The 21,412-nt window shown below is 31.3% G+C and carries 19 protein-coding genes; 5 read left to right on the top strand and 14 right to left on the bottom strand.

Going from position 1 to position 21,412, the window contains the following annotated elements; translation table 11 throughout:
• The first annotated feature begins 37 nt into the window (after positions 1-37).
• Genes D6200_RS01735 through D6200_RS01725 form a run of 3 tightly spaced genes read left to right on the top strand, consistent with a single transcriptional unit; the run spans position 38 to position 4,468 of the window.
• Complete coding sequence (locus D6200_RS01735) at positions 38-1,681, top strand: acyl-CoA carboxylase subunit beta (protein ID WP_047789107.1); 1,644 nt, start codon at positions 38-40, stop codon at positions 1,679-1,681.
• A 15-nt stretch (positions 1,682-1,696) separates the two neighbouring features.
• Positions 1,697-3,688 carry a DUF3352 domain-containing protein gene (locus D6200_RS01730; protein ID WP_073183775.1) on the top strand — a complete coding sequence of 664 codons (1,992 nt, stop codon included), beginning with the start codon at positions 1,697-1,699 and terminating at the stop codon, positions 3,686-3,688.
• A gap of 57 nt (positions 3,689-3,745) precedes the next feature.
• A complete protein-coding gene (locus tag D6200_RS01725) occupies positions 3,746-4,468 on the top strand; it encodes a YebC/PmpR family DNA-binding transcriptional regulator (protein WP_047789109.1) in 723 nt (240 codons plus the stop codon).
• Positions 4,469-4,745: 277 nt separating this feature from the next.
• On the opposite strand, the gene D6200_RS01720 is transcribed toward D6200_RS01725, so the two are convergent.
• The 13 genes from D6200_RS01720 to D6200_RS01660 form a co-directional block, all read right to left on the bottom strand.
• Complete coding sequence (locus D6200_RS01720; protein WP_073183777.1) at positions 4,746-6,521, bottom strand: vWA domain-containing protein; 1,776 nt, start codon at positions 6,519-6,521, stop codon at positions 4,746-4,748.
• A gap of 99 nt (positions 6,522-6,620) precedes the next feature.
• Positions 6,621-7,676: an AMP-binding protein gene (locus D6200_RS01715; RefSeq protein WP_073183779.1), complete on the bottom strand. Its 1,056-nt coding sequence runs from the start codon at positions 7,674-7,676 to the stop codon at positions 6,621-6,623.
• 13 nt (positions 7,677-7,689) lie between these two features.
• A complete protein-coding gene (locus D6200_RS01710; protein WP_073183781.1) occupies positions 7,690-8,634 on the bottom strand; it encodes a CPBP family intramembrane glutamic endopeptidase in 945 nt (314 codons plus the stop codon).
• A gap of 2 nt (positions 8,635-8,636) precedes the next feature.
• Complete coding sequence (locus tag D6200_RS01705) at positions 8,637-9,674, bottom strand: o-succinylbenzoate synthase (RefSeq protein ID WP_073183783.1); 1,038 nt, start codon at positions 9,672-9,674, stop codon at positions 8,637-8,639.
• A gap of 11 nt (positions 9,675-9,685) precedes the next feature.
• The gene (locus tag D6200_RS01700) at positions 9,686-10,204 is read right to left on the bottom strand and encodes an SRPBCC family protein (RefSeq protein WP_073183785.1); all 519 of its coding nucleotides are present in this window, start codon (positions 10,202-10,204) and stop codon (positions 9,686-9,688) included.
• Between the two features lie 23 nt (positions 10,205-10,227).
• Complete coding sequence (locus D6200_RS01695) at positions 10,228-10,905, bottom strand: metal-dependent hydrolase (protein WP_073183787.1); 678 nt, start codon at positions 10,903-10,905, stop codon at positions 10,228-10,230.
• A 4-nt stretch (positions 10,906-10,909) separates the two neighbouring features.
• Positions 10,910-11,728, bottom strand: coding sequence for a DUF4349 domain-containing protein (locus D6200_RS01690; protein ID WP_073183790.1), 819 nt, complete (start codon positions 11,726-11,728; stop codon positions 10,910-10,912).
• Between the two features lie 22 nt (positions 11,729-11,750).
• Positions 11,751-12,686: a 1,4-dihydroxy-2-naphthoate octaprenyltransferase gene (gene menA, locus D6200_RS01685; protein WP_164505155.1), complete on the bottom strand. Its 936-nt coding sequence runs from the start codon at positions 12,684-12,686 to the stop codon at positions 11,751-11,753.
• An 88-nt stretch (positions 12,687-12,774) separates the two neighbouring features.
• Positions 12,775-13,179 carry a hypothetical protein gene (locus D6200_RS01680; RefSeq protein ID WP_073183792.1) on the bottom strand — a complete coding sequence of 135 codons (405 nt, stop codon included), beginning with the start codon at positions 13,177-13,179 and terminating at the stop codon, positions 12,775-12,777.
• Between the two features lie 98 nt (positions 13,180-13,277).
• A complete protein-coding gene (locus tag D6200_RS01675) occupies positions 13,278-14,057 on the bottom strand; it encodes a (Fe-S)-binding protein (protein ID WP_073183794.1) in 780 nt (259 codons plus the stop codon).
• A gap of 71 nt (positions 14,058-14,128) precedes the next feature.
• Positions 14,129-15,448, bottom strand: a complete 1,320-nt coding sequence (locus D6200_RS01670; protein ID WP_047789119.1) for a 4Fe-4S dicluster domain-containing protein — start codon at positions 15,446-15,448, stop codon at positions 14,129-14,131.
• An 89-nt stretch (positions 15,449-15,537) separates the two neighbouring features.
• Positions 15,538-16,503, bottom strand: coding sequence for an MlaD family protein (locus D6200_RS01665; RefSeq protein WP_047789120.1), 966 nt, complete (start codon positions 16,501-16,503; stop codon positions 15,538-15,540).
• A 65-nt stretch (positions 16,504-16,568) separates the two neighbouring features.
• Complete coding sequence (locus tag D6200_RS01660) at positions 16,569-17,753, bottom strand: N-acetylmuramoyl-L-alanine amidase family protein (RefSeq protein WP_073183796.1); 1,185 nt, start codon at positions 17,751-17,753, stop codon at positions 16,569-16,571.
• 94 nt (positions 17,754-17,847) lie between these two features.
• Between D6200_RS01660 and D6200_RS01655 the strand changes: the two genes are divergently transcribed.
• Entirely contained in the window at positions 17,848-20,550 is a 2,703-nt protein-coding gene (locus tag D6200_RS01655) for a putative LPS assembly protein LptD (RefSeq protein WP_206337265.1), read from the top strand.
• 63 nt (positions 20,551-20,613) lie between these two features.
• Entirely contained in the window at positions 20,614-20,994 is a 381-nt protein-coding gene (locus D6200_RS01650; RefSeq protein ID WP_047789121.1) for a RidA family protein, read from the top strand.
• A 55-nt stretch (positions 20,995-21,049) separates the two neighbouring features.
• Here D6200_RS01650 and D6200_RS01645 read toward each other — a convergent pair whose 3' ends face one another.
• Positions 21,050-21,412 carry a methylglyoxal synthase gene (locus D6200_RS01645; RefSeq protein ID WP_073183798.1) on the bottom strand — a complete coding sequence of 121 codons (363 nt, stop codon included), beginning with the start codon at positions 21,410-21,412 and terminating at the stop codon, positions 21,050-21,052.

Raw genomic sequence — 21,412 nt, 5'->3', positions numbered from 1 at the left:
TTTTCTTATTTTAGCACACGCAAACAAATAACTTACCATGGATCTTAACTTCAACAAAAACGAAGACCACAATAAACTTTTAGTATCAGATTTACGTAGACGCTTAACCAAAGTTAAATTAGGCGGTGGACAAAAACGTATTGACAAGCATCATGAGAAAGGAAAATTAACAGCTCGTGAACGTATTGATTATTTATTAGACGATAAGTCTAAGTCTATCGAAATTGCTGCTTTTGCAGGTGAAGACATGTATCAAGAACATGGTGGATGCCCTTCAGGTGGTGTGGTTGTAAAAATGGGATATGTTAGCGGTAAGCAATGTATTGTTGTTGCTAACGATGCTACCGTAAAAGCGGGTGCTTGGTTCCCTATTACAGGAAAGAAAAATTTAAGAGCTCAAGAAATAGCAATTGAAAATAAACTACCTATTATTTATTTGGTAGATTCTGCTGGGGTTTATTTACCAATGCAGGATGAAATTTTTCCTGATAAAGAACACTTCGGAAGAATTTTTAGAAACAATGCGGTAATGAGTAGCATGGGAATTACCCAAATTGCTGCCGTTATGGGAAGTTGTGTTGCTGGTGGTGCTTACTTACCTATTATGAGTGATGAAGCACTTATTGTAGACAAAACAGGAAGTATTTTCTTAGCGGGTAGTTATTTAGTTAAGGCCGCTATTGGTGAAACTATTGATAATGAAACATTAGGTGGAGCAACCACACATTGTGAAGTATCTGGGGTTACCGATTATAAAGCAAAAGATGATAAAGATGCTTTAGATACCATTAAAAACTTAATGGATAAAATTGGAGATTATGACAAAGCTGGATTTAATCGTAAAGAAGCTTTTCCTCCAAAAGAAAATGAAGATGATATTTTCGGAATTTTACCAAAAGCTCGTAATGAGCAATACGACATGATGGAAATCATCAAGCGTTTGGTTGATAATTCTGAATTTGAAGAATACAAGGCAGGCTATGGTCAAACCATTATTACTGGATATGCTCGTATTGATGGATGGGCAGTAGGTATCGTTGCTAACCAACGTAAAATTGTAAAATCAAAAGGAGCAAAAACCAAACCTAGCGAAATGCAATTTGGTGGGGTAATTTATAACGATTCAGCTGATAAAGCTACTCGATTTATTGCCAACTGTAACCAGAAGAAAATCCCGTTAGTTTTCTTACAAGATGTTACTGGGTTTATGGTAGGAAGTAAATCTGAACATAGCGGAATTATTAAAGATGGCGCTAAAATGGTGAACGCTGTTAGTAACTCTGTAGTTCCTAAATTTACGGTAGTTATTGGTAACTCTTACGGTGCAGGAAATTACGCTATGTGTGGTAAGGCCTATGATCCACGTCTTATTTTTGCATGGCCAAGTGCTGAACTAGCTGTGATGAGTGGAGCCTCTGCTGCCAAAGTATTATTACAAATTGAAACTGCCGCTTTAAAGAAAAAAGGAGAAGAAATTACTCCTGAAAAGGAAGCAGAATTATTTGATAAAATTAAATCGAGATACGATAATCAAATATCTCCTTACTATGCTGCTGCAAGAATTTGGACTGATGCTGTAATTAACCCTCTAGACACCAGAACATGGATTTCTATGGGAATAGAAGCTGCTGACCACGCTCCTATTGAAAAGCCTTTTAATTTAGGAGTTTTACAAGTTTAAAACACAGAAAACAGCATGAAGAGGAAAGTGTTTTGGGGCATTATTGCCCTTGTTATAGGCTTTGTAATCTATCAAGTGTATATTTTCACCTTATCTGAAAATGATAATATCAAGTCTATTTACCTAGTTCCTGATGATGCTGTTTTCATAGTTGATACTGAAAGACCTATTGACACTTGGGATGAAATAAGCTCAAGTGAAATTTGGACGCATCTTCAAAAGAATCAACAAATCAATAAACTATCTGAAGGCCTACATAGTTTAGATGAAACTTTTAAAGCAAAAAAGGAAATTTTTGACTTTATTGGGGAACGTAATCTGGTTATTTCAGTACATGTATTTAGTCCTAGAAAATATGGGTTATTATACGTTGCGGATTTACAAAAATTCTCTAAACTTATTTTTCTAAAAAGAGCTATAAGTAATTTGGCTGGAGAAGACTATAAGGTAACGAAACGAGTATACAAAGAACACGAAATTATAGAACTGTATAATAAGAAGACTAGAGAAACTTTACACCTTTCTTTTATTAAAAACCAAGTTATAGCTTCTTATACTCACCTTTTGGTTGAACAATCAATTGACCAATACTTGAATCCTGTTATTGGACGAGATATAAATTTTATAGAAATAAAAAAGAAAACAGATACTGATGGATTTTTTAATATCTATTTACAACATAAATATCTAAAAGACTATTTAAATTGTTTTACCAGTTCTAGCAATTTAGATTTTTTAAATAAAGAAGCATTCTTCTACTCTGGTTTAGACATATCCATTGTGGAAGGAGTTATCGTTCAAGCTACTGGTTACACAAACGTTGACACTAATTCACAAACTTATTTAAAGGTATTACAAAAGTCTGGGGCTGGTAAGCGTAGCGTTGCTAAAGTAGCTCCAAAGAACACCTCTTTATACCTTAGTTTTGCTTTTGATAACTTTAAAACATTCAATAGTAATCTAGAGAAACTCCAACAAGAAAATCCTGCTGATTTTAAGGTGTATTCTGATCAACTTGCGATGATTGAGGATAAATTAGATATTAATGTTTCTGAAAACATTTATAGTTGGATTGGTAGTGAAATAGCTTTAATTCATTTTAACACTGAGCTTTCAAAAAACAAGAAAGATATCGCTGCTATTATTAAAGCTGATGATATTGATGATGCTAAAGAAAATCTTCAGCTTGTCCTTTCAAAAATTAAAGAAAATACCCCTTTAAAATACAAGCAAATCGATTACAGAGGTTATCCTATTAACTTTTTTGATTTAAAAGGATTCTTTAAAATGTTAGCAGGAAACATGTTTTCTAAGATGGAGAAACCTTACTTTACCATTATTGATGATTTTGTAGTTTTTAGTACTAGTCCAAATACTATTAAAGAAATTATTAACAACCACTTAATAGGATACACCCTAGAAAACTCTGAAAAATTCGATGATTTTAATTATCATTTTGAGAAAAAATCTAGTGTCTTTGCTTATGTAAACACTCCAAATTCCTACAAAGATCTTTTAAGTTTAGTTGATAACAAAACTCGACGTGAACTTCAAAAAAACAAACCTTATATTACTTGCTTTTCACAAATTGGAATGCAGCTAATTGCTTCTGATGACTTATTTGAAAGTAATATTTCTCTTGTTTTTGAAGATCCTAAAAACATTGATATAAACACTAAAAAAGATAAAGAATTAAGAGAAAAATTACTTTTAGAGTTAGCTCCTTACAAAGATTCTACAAGTACTCAAAATTCCACAACATTTTTTAAGCTTCCGCCAATACATCCTTCTGACCTAAGCGCTAAATCATACAAAGAGTTTTATAAAAAAGGACAGCTAAAATTTGAAGTTGATTTAGAAGATGGCTTAAAAGATGGTTCTTATAAGTCCTATTATGAAAACGGAAACGTAAAAGTTAAAGGGCATTATAAAAATGATAAACAAAGTGGAACTTGGAAAGCTTATGATAAACAAACAGGTGATGTAATTTTCAAAAAACATTTTTAATTGCAATATTTTATAGCATTAGTTACATTTGCCAAGCAAAATTAAAACAGAATACACATGGGAAGAGCATTCGAATTTAGGAAAGCAAGAAAGATGAAACGTTGGTCAGCTATGGCTAAAACCTTTACTCGTATTGGTAAAGATATCGTTATGGCAGTTAAAGAAGGTGGTCCAAACCCCGAAACCAACTCTCGTTTGCGTGTTGTAATTCAAAATGCAAAGGCTGCCAACATGCCTAAAGATAATGTTGAGCGCGCTATTAAAAAAGCATCTGATAAAAGTACTGAAAACTATAAAGAAGTATTATTTGAAGGATATGCTCCTCATGGAATTGCTGTTTTAGTAGAAACTGCTACTGATAATAATAACCGTACAGTAGCTAATGTACGTGCTGCTTTTAACAAGTGTAACGGAAATTTAGGAACTTCTGGATCAGTTGCTTTTATGTTTGACCACGTGGTTAACTTTAAAGTAAAAGAAGATTCCTTAGGAATGGATTTAGAAGAGTTTGAAATGGAAATGATCGACTTTGAAGTGGAAGAAGTTTTTGCCGACGAAGAAGATAGTTCGGTAATGCTTTATGCTCCTTTTGAACAATTTGGCGCTATTCAAAAATATTTAGAAGAAAATAATATTGAAATTCTTTCTTCGGAATTTGAACGTATTCCAACAACCACTACTGCGATTTCAGAAGAACAAAAAGAAGAGGTAAACAAACTTTTAGAAAGACTGGAAGAAGATGATGACGTAAATAATGTCTACCATTCTATGGAAGAATAACAAACATCTTCTTATTCAAAACATATAAATCCAACGATAAAAATCGTTGGATTTTTTTATATATTTATCTCAACCAAACTTTTCACTATTACTATTTTCTACGAAACAAAAAGAGTGGGCCAATAAAAATAAGTAGAAAAAGCAAACTTTATAAAATAGATAAAGAAGAGAACTACAATGCTTAACGATTCGGAATGAGTTTAGCTGATTATAAAAAAGCTTTTGACGCTAAAGATTTTTTAGAAAAAACAGGGCATTTAACCCTGTTTTTTTATTCTTAATTATACGTTTTTACTAATCTAACAAACTCTGCTTTGTAACCATCTTTATCCTCTCCTATTTCTCCCTCTGTCAAACTAAGTACATCTTCAATTTTTGTCTTATTTTTAAATTTTGATTTACTTAATTGCATTCCAAATAAAGCTACTGCTGAAATAAATTTCATATCATTCGTTGGTGCCAATACTTCATTTTTTACAGTTTTCACTAACTCTATGCTCTTAGTCCCTTTTGGTAATTTATACCTAAACTTCACGGTTAATAATTCATCATTAAAATTATTCAGTTGTTTGTTTTGAGTATACTTCAATTTGGATAGTTTCTTCAAAAATTTACTTTTTACTCCTACAGGAATTACTTCATACAATGCTGTTACTGTATGACCACTACCTAACTCACCAGCATCTTTTGTATCATCTACAAAATCTTCATCATTCAACAATCTGTTTTCATATCCTATTAAACGATATGCTTTTACTTTTTCTGGATTAAATTCTACCTGAATTTTCACATCCTTTGCAATGGTATATAAAGTACCCCCAAATTCTTTACCAAATACCTTTTGCGCTTCTTGCATCGTGTCGATATACGCATGATTTCCATTTCCCTTATCTGCTAAAATTTCTAATTTATCATCTTGGTAGTTTCCGTAACCAAAACCTAACACTGATAGAAATACTCCTGATTTTCTTTTTTCTTCTATTAACTCTTCCATTTCAGCATTGGTTGAAGCTCCTACATTAAAATCACCGTCTGTAGCTAAAATAACTCGGTTATTTCCATCTTTTATATAATTTTCCTTTGCTAGTTTGTAAGCTAACTCAATTCCTTCTCCTCCTGCCGTTGAGCCTCCTGCTTCTAATTGATTCAAAGCCTCTAATATTGTTTCTTTTTCATTTCCTGAGGTAGGTTTTAAAACTACCCCTGCTGCTCCTGCATATACAACAATTGCTACTTTATCTTTTTCTCTTAACTGATTTACCAATAATTTAAAAGCAGATTTTAATAAAGGTAATTTATTATGATCTGACATAGAGCCTGAAACATCTATCAAAAAAGTTAAGTTTGATGCTGGTAAATTTTCTTGTTTATACTCTTTTCCTTTTAACCCAATTCTTACCAGCTGAGTATCTTTATTCCATGGAGTCGTAACAATCTCTGTAGTGATTGAAAAAGGATGTTCTCCTTTAGGTTGTGGATAGTTATAATCAAAGTAATTAATCATTTCTTCGATCTTAACTGCATCCTTTGGTATTTTTTGACCGCTATTAATCATTCTTCTTATATTACTGTAAGAAGCTTTATCAACATCAATAGAAAATGTAGACAAGGGAGAATTTATAGGACTTTTGAAAATATTTTCACTTCTTCCTGCATAAGAATCTCTATTTTCAATTTGATTATACCCTCTAATTCTAATAACTTTTGAAGCCGATGATTTTCTCCTTTTTGAAATACCGTAGGCTGCTACTACAACTTCTTCTAAAAGATTATCACTCTTCATTATTATATTAATTACAGACCTTTCTTTTACCTTTTCTTCTACAGTTTTCATTCCTACAAAAGAAAATACTAAAACATCACCTTGTGTAGCTGAAATAGAGTATTTACCATCAAAATCAGTTTCAGTCCCATTGGTTGTTCCTTTTACCACAATAGTCACTCCTGGTAACGGACCTGATTCATCTGAAACTACACCTGTAATTGTTCTTTGTTGCGCTGCAAATGCTATTGAACTCAATAATAGCATTGCATAAAATAGTTTTTTAAACATAGCTTTTCGTTTTAAAGTTTACATAAAACTAGCTAACGCTATATTTTTATAAAACCTTAAATGAGTAAACAAGTTTATTAGAAAAGTGAACGATACTTTTTAGTGAGGTAAAATTTTAGCGAGTGTTTTTTTTCGTTGAATTTTTTTTGTTTCTGTCTCAACAAATTTTTCTACAAAATAAATTGCTTTCGGGGTTTCATACTTGGTAAGCCCCAATAGATTTCTCACTTCGTTCGAAATGGCGTCATTTTTCTCTCCTTCTACTATCAAAACTAGCTTCTCTCCTAGTTTTTTATCGTTGATACCTGTAACAAAAAAGCGGTTTGAAATAATTTTAGAGAGTTTTTCTTCTATTTTCTCTGGATGTAGCTTTACTCCTCCTGAATTAATCACGTTATCATAACGTCCCAACCATTCAAATTCGGTATCAGAAATCAAACGAATTACATCGTTTGTTATAATTTTTTCTTCGGCTACTTTTGGCGCATCAATCACTAAGCAATCTCGATTGTCTTGAGAAAGTTGTACGTTAGGGAGTACCTTATAGTGAGGTTTCTCACTATCGTTCGAAATGATATTGTTTAACTTTTTAACAGCAATATGTGTAATTGTTTCTGTCATTCCGTAAGTAGCGTAAATTTCAGTTGATTTATTTTGAATAGCTTCAATTAAATCATTTGCTACAACACCTCCTCCTACAATAAGCTTCTTTATTTTATCTATATCTCCTAAAGAGCTTCGTAGTTGTAAAGGTACCATCGCTGAAAAATCATACTCTTTTAGAATTTCAACTTTAGATGTTGGAGCAACCACATCCATACTCCAACCTAAGGTTAATGCACGAACTAACATCATTTTCCCTGCAATATAATCGGTCGATAAACATAATAAAGCTGTAGTATTTTCTTTTAACCCGAAAAAAGTTCCTGTGGCTTTTGCTGAGTTTACTATAAACTCTTTTTTCAATCGAATTGGTTTGGGTTTTCCCGTAGAACCTGATGTTTGCACTACTACAAAATCTTCTGCATTAAACCAATCTGATAAAAATTGATATACGGAATCGTTTATAGTCTTCGAAAAAGTCAATAATTCATCTTCATTAGAAAAAGACTTTCCGTTTAACTGAAAACTATTATGAAAGTTTAGATTGCCCACTTTATTTGGAGTACTATTTTGTTGTTATTACAGGTTTCTCTATGTTACCAAATAGTTTTTCTTTCCAATTTTTCCAACCATATTTTTTTGAAAACAGTAGCAACATTAAAGGATATAAAACAAATACTGGTAAAAACATCTCTATCCCTACCGAAGGATCTGAAGTATCTACAAATAAAGCATCCGTTTGAAAAACGGTCCAATCTGTAGTTACCAAGAATGCAGCTACAATATTATTAATAGCATGCAAACCTAATGCTAATTCTGTTCCTTCATCCATTAGTGTAGTTATTCCGAAAAAGAAACCTGTTCCTATATAAAAAACCATTGAAATATACCCTAGCTTCTCTACTTCTGGGTTTGCTCCGTGGAGTAAACCAAAAGCTACCGAAGTTACTATTAATGGAACCCATCTGTTTTTAAACCAAGTACCAAGTCCTTGCATAAAATACCCTCTAAAAAGTAATTCTTCAAAACTCGTTTGAATGGGTAAAAACAAAAACGATACTATCATTAAAGTAAAAAAAGGCAGAGGTTTAAAATTCCATGTATAATTTTCAGGAGCTAAAAGAATGTCAGAAGATACTACTAGTACAGATAGTATTCCCCATACAAAGAAACCAAACCAAAAGCGATTCCAATCTATTTTATTTCTGCTTGTTATAACTGTTTTTATAGCTCTTTTATGAATATATTTTATTCCTAAAAACAATGAAACTAATCCAAAAGCAAACATCACCACCATCATAAATAAAAACAAGTTTTTATTTATTCCTAAGCTCATAAAGCTATCATCTGCTGCTCTTAAAAACTCACTTGTACTTTCAGAATGTAAAATTGCAGTTACAGCTAAAGGAATTACACCTATAAACTGCCACCCAAATAAAACTATAAAAATAACTAATAAGTATAAGTACCACTGGTTATCTCCTTTATATGCTTGTTGTATAAAATTCATTGTTATATATTAAAGTGCCAGTTTTTGTTCGTATTATACCCTAAACTTCCATTTGAAACTTCCAACGGACTTTCAAAATTGTTTGTAAACAAACTACCTGTTCCTAAACCTTGCGGTAACGGATTATTTAAGGTATGCGTCCATTGTGCTATTGCATTTAGCCCTATATTGCTTTCCAAAGCACTAGTTATCCAATTACCTGCGTTATGGTTGGATGCTATTTGAATCCATTCGTTACTTCCTTTAAACCCTCCTACCAAACTAGGTTTTAAAATAATGTATTGAGGTTGAATTGTAGCTATACATTTTTCTTTCTCTTTTAAAGAAAACACGCCTATCAATTCTTCGTCTAACCCAATTGGTAATGGTGTTTTTTCACATAAACTTGCCATTTCTTGCCATTGTCCTTGTTTTATTGGTTGCTCTATAGAATGTAGTTCTAATTCAGATAGTCTTTGTAACTTTTCTAAGGCATTTTGTGGCAAAAATGCTCCATTGGCATCTACACGAAGTTCAATTTCCTTGGCTGAAAATTCTTTTCGTATTGATTGTAACAAGGCTATCTCTGTATCGAAATCAATCGCTCCTATTTTCATTTTTATGGTAGTAAAACCTTGTTGCAACTTATCTTTTATTTGTTGCTGCATAAAGGCTTTATCTCCCATCCATATTAATCCGTTTATAGAAATTTGCTGCTTTCCTTCTGTAAACTTAGATGGAAATAATTCAAATGGTGTTTTGCTTTCTAAAGATAAAAATGCTTGTTCTAATCCAAACTGTATCGAAGGAAACTCGTTGAGTTCAAATAATAATTTCTCTAAGCCAGAATTAATATTGTTACACACCCACTGTAATTTCTCTTCATAATTAGGTTTATCATCAGCACTTAAACCTCTGAACAAACCGCATTCTCCAAAACCTTTCTTTCCTTCTTTTTCTAAAATTATAAACCAAGTTTCTTTAGTTCTTAAAATTCCACGAGAGGTACCACTTGCTTGTTTAAAGTTTAGTAAGTATTTATGGTAGGTAGCTTTTATCAATTGTAAGTATTTTAGTTATGAGTTTCAGAAGCTTTTTTAAAGTTCTCTAAATATTGTTGACTCATTTTTTTAAGAGCTCCTTTAAAGTACGGGAATAAACAACTCATTATATACGATTCACTAATACAGGTAGTAGTTTGTAATATCTTAGTTGAGTTTCCTTCTGAAATAAATGTATAATCATCTGTTTTTAGCATATTTTCTGCATCAAAGTGAAGAGTAAGTTTTTCATTTTCTTTATACGCTAATACTTCTTCTGTCATAGTTACCAATTTACCTTGATTTTCAACAACCACTTTATATTTACTACCTGTTTTATTAGGTTGTTCTTCTAGAGTTTCAATTGATTTCACCTCTGGCATCCATTTTTTCATCAATTCTTCATCCTGAAAATCCGAAAAAACTTCATTTACTGGCTTGTTAATTGTTATTTCATTGGTATAAACAACTTCTTGTACTACTAATCCTGTTAAGAAAAATGCTAGAATTAAGACTGTTATAACACCTAAAATTATTTTGATTATTTTCATAATACCTTTATAAAAGAGGTTGCTTAAATAGTTATTGTTTGTCCAATTTCTAAAATCACTAATTCTTTTTTTGCTTGTGAAAACTTTTCTTTAGCTTCTTCTATATCTATTTTTATAGGAGGAAAGGTGTTGAAATGACACCCTATTACTTTATCACAAATTACTAAGTCGCTGGCTATGATAGCATCGTCAACTCCCATGGTAAAATTATCACCAATCGGAAATATTGAAGCTGTTAAGTTTGTTGACATCGGTATTAGCTTCATATCCATAGTTACTGCTGTATCACCAGAAATATACAAGGATTTTTCTCCTGCTGTTACTACAAACCCTCCTGGTTGCCCTCCATAACTTCCATCTGCAAATGAAGAAGTGTGAATAGCATTTACATACTTTGCAGAAAACACATCATTTTTATATGTACCTCCATGATTTACTGGATGTCCTTTGAGTTTTTTCGTTTCATAATACATTACTATTTCGTAATTAGAAATTATTGTAGCTCCTGTTCTTTCTGCTATGTTTTCTACATCTAATACATGATCTTGATGCGCATGTGTAAGTAAAATATAATCTGCTTTTACTTTATCTACATCTATATTTGATGCTAGAGGGTTTCCTGTTATAAAAGGGTCAACTAACACATGTGTTCCGTTAATTTCAATACCAAAACATGCGTGACCGTAAAAAGTAATTTTCATGTATTTATTCTTTTCGTTTAATTCGTTTCTTTATGAGTATTATTAATAAAACTATTAAAAGTATAAATGGCCAAATGTTTACCAAACCGATAAAAAACCATTTTATATTGTCTATTCCGTTGGCAAAAGCATCTGCTATACGTCTTCCAAAAGTTTTTGAATAAGCTTTACTTACTTCTTTTTTATAAAATCGAATTGTTAGGGTTGAGAAAGACACTTGATTTTGTAAGTATTTCAAACGTCCTTCCATCGATTCAATATCAGACCTTACATTTGTTAATTCTCGCTCAACTTCTAAAATTTCTTTTACTGAACTAGCCTTTTTTAGTATTTCGCTATATCGTTGTTCTAATTCTTTTTTTACCTTCAAACGTGCTTGTACATCCAAAAATTGCTCTGTTACATCGTTAACAGAGATATTCTTATTATCAAACCTTGCTACTTTTGATGAAATCTCATTTAAAAAAGTATCAAAACTTTCTGAAGGAATTCGAACCGTTAAATTTGAAGTAATATTTTGAGAAGATTTGTACTCGTTATCAACAGAAATATAGCCGTTATATTTTTTAACCGCTTGCTCTATATAATTTCTTGTTTCTAATAAATTATCTGTTTCAAAAGAAATATCTCCTGTTTTAATAAGTTTTCTTTCAATTGTTACTTCTTTATTCTCTGATGCAACTTCTGATGCTTCTACAATTTCTTTGGTAATGTCAAAATTTCCTGAAGTTTTAAGCTCTCCATAAGAGGTTGGATTCGCTCCTTTACTATTACAGCTAATAAATAATAGAAACGTTCCGAAAAAAACTAAAATAGTTCTCATAGTGTTAAATTTTCTTGGGAAGTTACAAAATTTGACCTAATCCGAATAAAATTGAAAATAAAAAGGTACTAAGAGCTACTTTTTTTAACTCTCCATCTAACAAGGTTTCTTCTTTGTTTTTATAGACAAAAACTAAATGTTTTAGTAGAGGAATATAAGCTATAATAAATAAGAATTGATATGGTGATTTAAACGTAATTACCGTGTACAGTAATGCAACTATAAAAGACGCTACAATTAAAAAGTAATGATACATTTTTGCAGATTCTGCTCCCATTTTTACCACAAGTGTATTTTTTCCTGATACCGCATCATTCTCTCTATCTCGCATATTGTTTAAGTTCAATACCGCTGTACTCAACAATCCAACTGTAATTGCTGGTAAAAAAATGATAAAGTTCAATTGTTTTGTATATAAAAAATAGGTTCCAACGACTGCTAACAATCCGAAAAAGATAAAAACAAAAACATCTCCAAATCCGCTATAACCATAAGCTGATTTCCCAACGGTATATTTTATGGCTGCTACTATCGAAGCTATTCCTAACCCGAAAAAAATTATTGAATACAAAAAGTTGTCTTTTCCAAAGGAAACATAAATTAGTAGTAATGCAATAATAGTCGTAATAACTCCTGTAACAATCATTGCGTTTTTCATTTGCTTTGGAGTAATCGCTCCTGAAGCTACCATACGTGCTTCTCCTTCTCTTTGATTATCTGTTCCTTTTACACCATCACCATAATCGTTAGCAAAATTGGATAGTACTTGAAAACCGATAGTGGTTAAGATAGCTAACCAGAAAATTCCTGTTTGGAAAAATAACGGACAACCAAAGCAACAAAAAAAACCTTCAGTATTATTTATATAATCATAATTTCCTATTGCTGCTCCAACAATAATTCCTGAAACGGATAATGGTAGAGTACGTAAACGTGCTGCTTTTATGTAGTTTTTCATTGAGATAGTATGATTTTCAAAGATAAGTTTTTTAGACATAAAAAAAGGAAAGCTTAGCTTTCCTTTTATCTTAAAGTGTATGAGTAATTTATTTATTTACTACAGCATCAAAACCTACTTTTGTTCCTGGTTTATCCATAAAATATTCTCTTTTGTCTACCAAAACATTATCTCTAAGAATTTCCATTGTTATTGTATAAACACTAAAATTATCTGTGGCTTTATCTTCATATTCAAAAGCTAAATTAGCTGCAAAATTAATTTCATCTGTATACGATTTCTTATAAGGAAAAACATTAGTTGTTGTAGTGTTATCATACTTAAAGAAACCTGATTCTAGAAAAACAGTTTTAATTCTTCCATTGTTGTCATTACTTGTACTCGTAATATTAAATGTTATTGTTGCCAAGTTTCCATTTCCGTCAAGAGATAAATCGGTGTCATCACACGATATTAATAACACTAAGCATAAAAAGGTAAAAAGGTATCTCATTCTTTTTTGTTTTCGAATTATTTTTCAACAAACTTACTACAAAGAAAAAAGTGTGCTACTCTCGTAACACACTTTTAAGAAAACTTTATATTTCTTTACTAAAGGTTATTTGCTTCTGCAATTAACTCTGCAATGTCTTTTACTTGTATTTGCGATTCTTTTTCTTTGAATTTTACACCATCGGTCATCATGGTATTACAGTAAGGACATCCGGTAGCAATAATTTGTGGATTTGTTTCTAAAGCATCTTCTGTTCTTAACACGTTAATATCTTTATCTCCTCTTTCAGGTTCTTTAAACATTTGTGCTCCTCCAGCTCCACAACATAATGCTGTTGACTTATGACGTTTCATCTCAGTCATTTTTACTCCTAAACGACGAATTAATTCACGTGGACTTTCATATACATCATTTGCACGTCCTAAATAACATGGATCGTGATACGTTAAACGCTTACCGTTTAAATTTTCATCTTCAATAGTTAAACGTCCTTCTTTGATTAACTTGCTAATATATTGAGTATGATGATATACTTTATACTTTCCTCCTAATTCAGGATATTCATTTTTTAATGTATTAAATGAATGCGGATCGCAAGTTACAATTGTTTTTATTTCGTAAGCGTTTAAAATTTCAATATTTGTAACAGCTTGCATTTGAAATAAAAACTCATTCCCTGCTCGTTTTGCTGCATCTCCTGTTGAACTTTCTTCGGTGCCTAATACTGCAAAGTCAACTCCTGCTTGTTGTAATATTTTTACGAAGGCTCTTGTTATTTTTTTTGCTCTATCATCGTAACTTCCTGCGGCTCCTACCCAAAATAACACTTCAGGTTGTTTTCCTTGAGCCATCATTTCTGCCATTGTTGGTACTACCATAAATTGTGAGTTTTTAAATTATGACTTACGCTTTACATCTTACTCGTAATTCATAATTAATTATTAAAAAATTATTCTTCGTCTTTCCAGTTTAATCTATCCATTTGACTATACTGCCATGGTGCTCCGTTATTTTCAATATTGGTCATCATCATATTTAACTCTTGCGGAGCTGCAGATTCTTCCATTACTAAATAACGACGCATATCCATAATAATAGATAATGGATCGATACCAATAGGACACTCTTGTACACAGGCATTACAACTTGTACAAGCCCATAATTCTTCTGGTGTTATATAATCATTTAATAATTGTTTTCCATCATCTTTAAATGTACCTCCATTTGCATCAATATTTTTTCCTACTTCTTCTAAACGGTCACGTGTTTTCATCATAATTGCACGTGGTGATAACTCTTTTCCTGTTAAGTTTGCTGGACAAGATGAAGTACAACGTCCACATTCAGTACATGTGTAAGCATTCATTAACTGTACCCAATTTAGATCAGTCACATCAGAAGCACCAAATTTCTCAGGTTCTCCTTCTTCTTCTCCATCTTCAGGCATAGCATACGGATCAGCATCTGGATCCATCATCATCTTTACCTCTTTTGTTACAGCTTCTAAATTATTAAACTGTCCTTTGGGTTTTAAATTTGCATAGAATGTATTTGGGAAAGCTAGTAATATATGTAAATGCTTAGAATAATATAAATAATTTAAGAATATTAAAATTCCTATAATGTGTAGCCACCAAGCTGTTTTCTCAATAGTATGTAAAGATTCATTAGAAAAACCATCAAACCAAGGAGCTATAAATTGAGAAACTACATTTCCTACTCCAGCCTCTTGAAAAGTAACATCTGTAGCATTCATTACTAAGAATAAACTCATTAACACCATTTCAAAATATAGAATAATATTTCCATCATTCTTAGGCCAACCTTCCATTTCTTTATTCCAAAAACGTTTCACTTTTTCTATATTTCTTCGGAACCAAAAAATCGTTACAGATATTAAAACAAGTACTGACAATACTTCAAAGTTACCTATTAAGAAACCGTATAATGTATTACCTATTATTGGTTGAAAAACACGATGTGTTCCTAATAATCCATCAATAACAATCTCTAACATTTCGATATTAATCAGAATAAACCCAACATATACAACAACATGTAAAATACCTGAAACAGGACGACGTACCATTTTATATTGTCCTAAAGCTATTTTAGCCATATTTTTCCATCGTTCTGGCTTTCTATCAGTTCTATCTACATCTTTTCCTAATTTAATGTTTCGTATTAGCTTACGAACATTCATTACAAAATACCCTATAGCTGCAATTAAAATAATTGCAAAAAAGAGGTTTGGCAAGTAATTCTCCATTGTCTTTAATTAATTTTTTTACTCTATTTATAACTATTTACTTCTTCAGTTTTTAAGAGGTTATAGAATATTTTTAGTTGTTGTTTTATTTAGTTGTTACTTGTATTGCTTTGATTGTTTTCTTCGTTATATGGTTTTGGTTTTTTTCCGAATAATGAGAAATGTACAAAACGTTTTGGGTTTAATTTCATTTCTCTTAATAGTTCTTCTAATTCTTTTGAGGCATTTGTTAAATTAGTATACATTTTATCATCAGTCATTAACTTTCCTAAAGTTCCTTTTCCTGATTTCATGTTGGCTAACAAGCCATTAACATTTGCAAGAGTTGCTTCAAGCTTTTTTACCGATTCTCCTAAATTAGCTTTCGCCAAATCATCAGATACTTTTGAAAAGTTATCTGTAATTTTTTTAGTATTCTCAAAGGTTTTATTTAAATTTTCTTTATTATTTGCCAATAATGTATTAACCGAAGCTAAAGTTTTACGTACATCATATATGGTACCTTCTAAGCCTAATATACTTCTATTTAAGCTTTTTCTTGATTTTTCATCTAATACTTGATTAAACCCAATAAGTAAGGAGTCTGCTCCTACTAATACGTTTTCTAATTTAGCTTGAATGGGGTTTAATTTCTCTCCAACAGATGAGAATATGTCCGATTCAACTTCTCCGTTTAAGTAATCTCCTGATTTTGCTACTTCTCCGTCATACTTAGGCACAATTGCTAAGTTTTGCCCTCCCATTAAGCTTGCCGAATATATTTTAGCGATACTGTTTTTAGAAAAATTAAAGTCAGTGTCTAATGAAATTTTCACTATTAAATTTCCTTTTTTATCTGGGTTTTGATTGAAACGAATTTCATCAACTTTTCCAACTTTCAATCCATTAATAGTAACTGAACTTGCTTCATTTAGACCATTGATATTATTGTACTCTACAAAAAAGTGCCTTGTGTTTGCACTGAACAAATCTTGTCCTTTTAAGAAATTATAACCCCAAATAAATAGTGCAATAACAACGACAGCAACAATTCCTGTTTTTAGTTCTTTAGACATAGAATATATTTATACGAGCGAAAATAATAATAATTTTGCGAGTATATATATAGAATACCTCTAAATTAACGGTTTTTCAATGCTTCTTTTATTGAAATTCGTTTTCCGTTTTTAAAAGCTACAATCCAAGCATCTTTATAACCTTTACTTCTTACTTTGGGTAAAACTTTTTTTATTTCAGACAAACTTGGTAAGTTTCCATAATAATATTTATAATAATTATCTATAAATAAATACTCTACATTTTCTAATCCTTTAAAACTACTTGTTGAAAGTTTTTTTCTTGATGCTGCTACTTGTATTCTAAACATCACTTTAGCAGATACAGGTTTTGATAGAGATGCTTTTTTTTCTAAAATGTTATCTTTTTTTACAACTTGTATATCTTTTTCTGCAACCTTATTTACTACTTCATTTTCAACTAGCGGTGCGTTTACCGTTATAGTTTCACTAATTGTATTTAATTTTAACCGTTCAAAGTATTTTCTAATTGCCTGCGCTATTGATTTTGCCATCTTTAGCTGCCCTTTTCTAGAGTTTAAAAACTTTCCTTCATTTTTATTTGTTAAAAACCCTAGTTCTATTAAAACACTGGGCATTACTGTTTCTCTTAAAACTAAAAAATTTGCTTGCTTTACTTTTCGATTATTTCTTTTTATTGCTACAAAGTTATTTTGTACCAAACCTGCAATACCTAAACTATTTTCTAAATTTTCTTCTTGAAGTACAGATAATCCAATAACTGATTCTGGTGAATTCGGATCATAATCGTAATTTTGTTTATAATTGTCTTCTAATAATATTACCGAGTTCTCTTTTTTAGCAATCTCTAAGTTTTCTTTGTTTCCACTCAATCCTAAAACAAACGTACTTGCTCCATGCGGATCAGATCTTCTAAAAGCATCACAATGTATAGATACAAATAAATCTGCTTTTTTATCATTTGCAATTTTAGCTCGATTATGTAATTCTACAAAAACATCTTTTTTTCGAGTATAAACTACTTGTATATCTTTTGATGTTGATAGCTCTTTTCCTACATCTAATGCTACTCTTAAAGCTATGTTTTTTTCTCTGTAACCATTCCCTAAGTTTCCAGGATCTTTACCTCCATGACCAGCATCTAAAACAACAGTATACTTTTTTTGAGCTGAAACCGACGCTATACTCCCTAACAAAACTGTTAAAGAAGTAAGAATAATTAAGCATGATTTTGATATATTATATTTACGGAAATTTAAGAATTGCATCAATAAAATTTAACTATTTTTGGTTTTTAAAATATAGGCATTCAAATAACACGCCAAAGTTTTTAAATATAACACAAAAATAGTATTAATAATATTGCGAGCAAATCCAACTTACATACTTTTAGCCCTATCTCTTTTTTGTTTTCAATTAAGTATTGCCCAAGAACCTATTAAGGAGGCTATAAATATTCAAAAAACTAATAAAGATTCTACATATAATACTGCTAAAGATACTTTAATAGGGTTAAAAAATAACGACCTTGTTTATAAGAAAAGAGACACAATTGTTAATGACTCTATTAAGCCTAAAGAAGTTATTGATGGTATTATTACCCACGATGCTGAAGATTACACCATACAAAGTACTAAAAATAAAACAATTACTTTATACAACAAAGCTCATGTAACATACACCGATATTGATTTAAAAGCTGGAATTATTATTTTAGACTATAAGAATAATATGGTATATGCTAAAGGTATAAAAGATAGTACAGGATACCATCAAAGACCTCAGTTTAAACAAGGTGGACAAGAATCGGAACAAGATTCTATTTTATTTAACTTTAAAACTAAAAAAGCTTTAGTTTACGGTGTTAAAACAAATCAAGGTGGAATTATTACTTATGGTGAAAAAACAAAACGAGTAAATGACTCCACTATATACATGAGAAGGTTACGATTTACCACTTCAAAAAAGAAAATACCAGATTATTATATTCAAACAAATAAAGCAAAACTAGTACCTGGTAAGAAAATTATAGTTGGTGGTAGTAATTTAGTATTAGCAGATGTTCCTACTCCTGTATATTTACCCTTTGCTTATTTTCCTTTAACAGACAAAAGAACTTCTGGTTTTATTATTCCTTCTTGGGGGGAAAGTAATAACCAAGGTTTTTTTATGCAAAATGGAGGTTATTACTTTGCACTGAGTGATTACTTTGATTTAACTGTATTAGGAGATTTATACACCAATGGCAGTTGGGGGTTAAATGCTTCCTCTAACTATTATGTGCGCTATAAATTTAGTGGAAGTTTTAGTGCTCGTTTTGAAAACATTATTCAAGGAATACGTGGTCTCAGCGATTATCAAAAATCCACCAATTTTAACCTTAGATGGAGTCATAGTCAAGATTCTAAGGCGAGTCCAAACTCTCGTTTTTCTGCCTCTGTTAACTTAGGTAGCAGTAAGTACTACCGTCAATCTTTAAATGAATTTAATAGTTCTCAGTTCTTAAACAACACATTAAATTCGTCTATTTCTTATTATAAAAATTTTGTAGGCACTCCTTTTAACCTTAGCGTAACTGCTACTCATTCACAAAACACCAATACAGAATCAATTACTATGACGCTTCCTTCTTTACAACTTAATATGGATCGTATTTATCCATTTGCAGGTAAAGGAGGAATTAAAAAGAATCCTATTCAAAAAATGGGATTGAATTATAGTATGCAGGGGCAATATCAAATTAACACCACAGATGACGAGTTTTTCACTTCTAAAATGTTTCAAACGGCAAAAAAAGGGATTCAACATAATTTAAGCACCAATACCAGTTTAAAAGCTTTTAAATATTTTACATTATCACCTAGTGTAAATTATAAAGATGTTTGGTATTTTGACCAAATTAAAAAGAGATATGATCCTACCGCAGTAAACAAAGACGGTAATTTAGGAGCGGCAGTTAACGACACTATTAGTGGTTTTACACGTTATAATGAATATAATTTTGGTGTTTCTTTATCTACCAATATTTATGGTACATTTAACTTTAAAAAAGGACGTTTAAAGGCTATTCGACATACAATTAGACCCTCTATTTCATACGGTTATCGTCCAAATTTTGCTGATGATTACGATTTAACAGTACGCCAAAGTTCTGATCCAAGTGACTTACTAACCTACTCTCCCTTTGAAGGCGGTATTTATGGAACACCTGGAAGTGGAGTTTCAAACTCTATTGGTATTTCTGTAAACAATGTTTTAGAAGCTAAAGTAGCCCCAAAAGACCCCGATAGTGATGAAGAAGATAAAAAAATCACCATTCTTAACAACTTAAATTTTAGCACAAGCTATAATTTAGCCTTAGACAGTGTACGTTGGTCTCCTGTAAGAGCCAATGCTGGTACACGTCTTTTTAAAGATAAACTAGCTTTAAATATGAATGCTACCTTCGACCCGTATCAAGTAAACAGTAAAGGCCAAAGAATAAATAAAATTAATGGCAATATCTTTAGAATGACTAACTTGGGAGTAACAGCTAATTACTCTATTTCTAGTAAAGATTTTGAAAAAAACAAAGATGATGGAGATAATGATGATGATAAAAACGGTAATGGAGCACAAGACACTCCTGATGTTTTTGGGGAAGGTATAGGACCTACTAATGGATTTCCTAACAACACTAATAACAAAAATGAAGAAAGCGAAACAAAAGAAACAGAACTATACAAAGCCAAAATACCTTGGACTCTTAATTTAGCTTACAGTATGAGTTATACAAATAACGGGTTAACAAGTCAAATAGGTAATAATACATTAATGTTTAGCGGCGATGTTGAACTTTCGCCTAAATGGAAAGTTGGTTTTTCTTCTGGTTACGATATTAAAGACAACGCTTTCACCTACACTAGATTAAACTTTTCTAGAGATTTAGATAGTTGGCGATTTAATTTTAATTGGACTCCTTTTGGTGTTAATTCTTCATACAATTTCTTTATTGGAGTGAAATCTTCAGTATTGAGCGATTTAAAGTGGGATAAAAATAAACCACCAGATAGAGTTTTATTTTAGAAGTTAGAAAAATCTAACTTTTCCCTTTTAACAAAGCAAACAACTTTATAAACTCAAACTAAAATGAAAAAAATAATCACAACAGACAAAGCTCCAGCTCCAATTGGTCCATATAACCAAGCTGTACTTAGTGGAGATACTTTATACACTTCTGGACAAATAGCTATTAACCCTGAAACTGGTGAATTAGTTTTAGATTCTATTGAAGCAGAAACCAAACAAGTAATGCAAAACATGAAAGAAGTATTAGCTGCTGCTGGTATGACTTTTGAAAACGTTATTAAAACTTCTATTTTTATTTCAGACATGCATAACTTTTCAAAAATTAATGCTGTTTACGGTGAGTATTTTAATGACGCTACAGCTCCTGCTCGTGAAACAGTAGAAGTTGCTAACCTCCCTAAGTTTGTAAATGTAGAAATTAGTATGATTGCTGTTAAGTAAGACAATCTCAAAACATGAATAAATAAAAAATCCACTTTTGAAAGTGGATTTTTTATTATATCGCTTTTATTAATAATTCTGCCGTTGATGGATTTGTCGCTAACGGCACATCATGTACATCACACAAACGCATTAGCATAGAAATATCTGGCTCATGAGGATGCTTTGCTAAAGGATCTCTAAAAAATAATACCATTTGACACTTCCCTTCTGCTACTCTACCAGCAATTTGCGCATCACCTCCAATAGGCCCTGATAAAAATTTTGTTACTTCAAAACCTGCTTTTTCTGCTTTCTCCCCTGTTGTTCCCGTTGAAATTAACTGAACACTTTTTTGACGTAAAACTTCTTTGTGTTCATTTAAAAACTGAACCATTTCAGCTTTCATTCCATCATGTGCTATAATTGCTATTTCCAT

Origin of the sequence: Tenacibaculum mesophilum (assembly GCF_003867075.1) — a bacterium.
Lineage (GTDB): Bacteria > Bacteroidota > Bacteroidia > Flavobacteriales > Flavobacteriaceae > Polaribacter > Polaribacter mesophilus.
This window is presented reverse-complemented; position numbering and strand designations above follow the sequence as displayed.

Coding starts and splice junctions, on each gene's coding strand:
- D6200_RS01665 (WP_047789120.1), bottom strand. CDS start 16,503: ATGTCTAAAGAACTAAAAACAGGAATTGTTGCTGTCGTTGTTATTGCA.
- D6200_RS01645 (WP_073183798.1), bottom strand. CDS start 21,412: ATGGAAATAGCAATTATAGCACATGATGGAATGAAAGCTGAAATGGTT.
- D6200_RS01680 (WP_073183792.1), bottom strand. CDS start 13,179: ATGAGATACCTTTTTACCTTTTTATGCTTAGTGTTATTAATATCGTGT.
- D6200_RS01730 (WP_073183775.1), top strand. CDS start 1,697: ATGAAGAGGAAAGTGTTTTGGGGCATTATTGCCCTTGTTATAGGCTTT.
- menA (WP_164505155.1), bottom strand. CDS start 12,686: ATGAAAAACTACATAAAAGCAGCACGTTTACGTACTCTACCATTATCC.
- D6200_RS01700 (WP_073183785.1), bottom strand. CDS start 10,204: ATGAAAATAATCAAAATAATTTTAGGTGTTATAACAGTCTTAATTCTA.
- D6200_RS01735 (WP_047789107.1), top strand. CDS start 38: ATGGATCTTAACTTCAACAAAAACGAAGACCACAATAAACTTTTAGTA.
- D6200_RS01720 (WP_073183777.1), bottom strand. CDS start 6,521: ATGTTTAAAAAACTATTTTATGCAATGCTATTATTGAGTTCAATAGCA.
- D6200_RS01670 (WP_047789119.1), bottom strand. CDS start 15,448: ATGGAGAATTACTTGCCAAACCTCTTTTTTGCAATTATTTTAATTGCA.
- D6200_RS01660 (WP_073183796.1), bottom strand. CDS start 17,753: ATGCAATTCTTAAATTTCCGTAAATATAATATATCAAAATCATGCTTA.
- D6200_RS01675 (WP_073183794.1), bottom strand. CDS start 14,057: ATGGTAGTACCAACAATGGCAGAAATGATGGCTCAAGGAAAACAACCT.
- D6200_RS01710 (WP_073183781.1), bottom strand. CDS start 8,634: ATGAATTTTATACAACAAGCATATAAAGGAGATAACCAGTGGTACTTA.
- D6200_RS01725 (WP_047789109.1), top strand. CDS start 3,746: ATGGGAAGAGCATTCGAATTTAGGAAAGCAAGAAAGATGAAACGTTGG.
- D6200_RS01695 (WP_073183787.1), bottom strand. CDS start 10,905: ATGAAAATTACTTTTTACGGTCACGCATGTTTTGGTATTGAAATTAAC.
- D6200_RS01650 (WP_047789121.1), top strand. CDS start 20,614: ATGAAAAAAATAATCACAACAGACAAAGCTCCAGCTCCAATTGGTCCA.
- D6200_RS01690 (WP_073183790.1), bottom strand. CDS start 11,728: ATGAGAACTATTTTAGTTTTTTTCGGAACGTTTCTATTATTTATTAGC.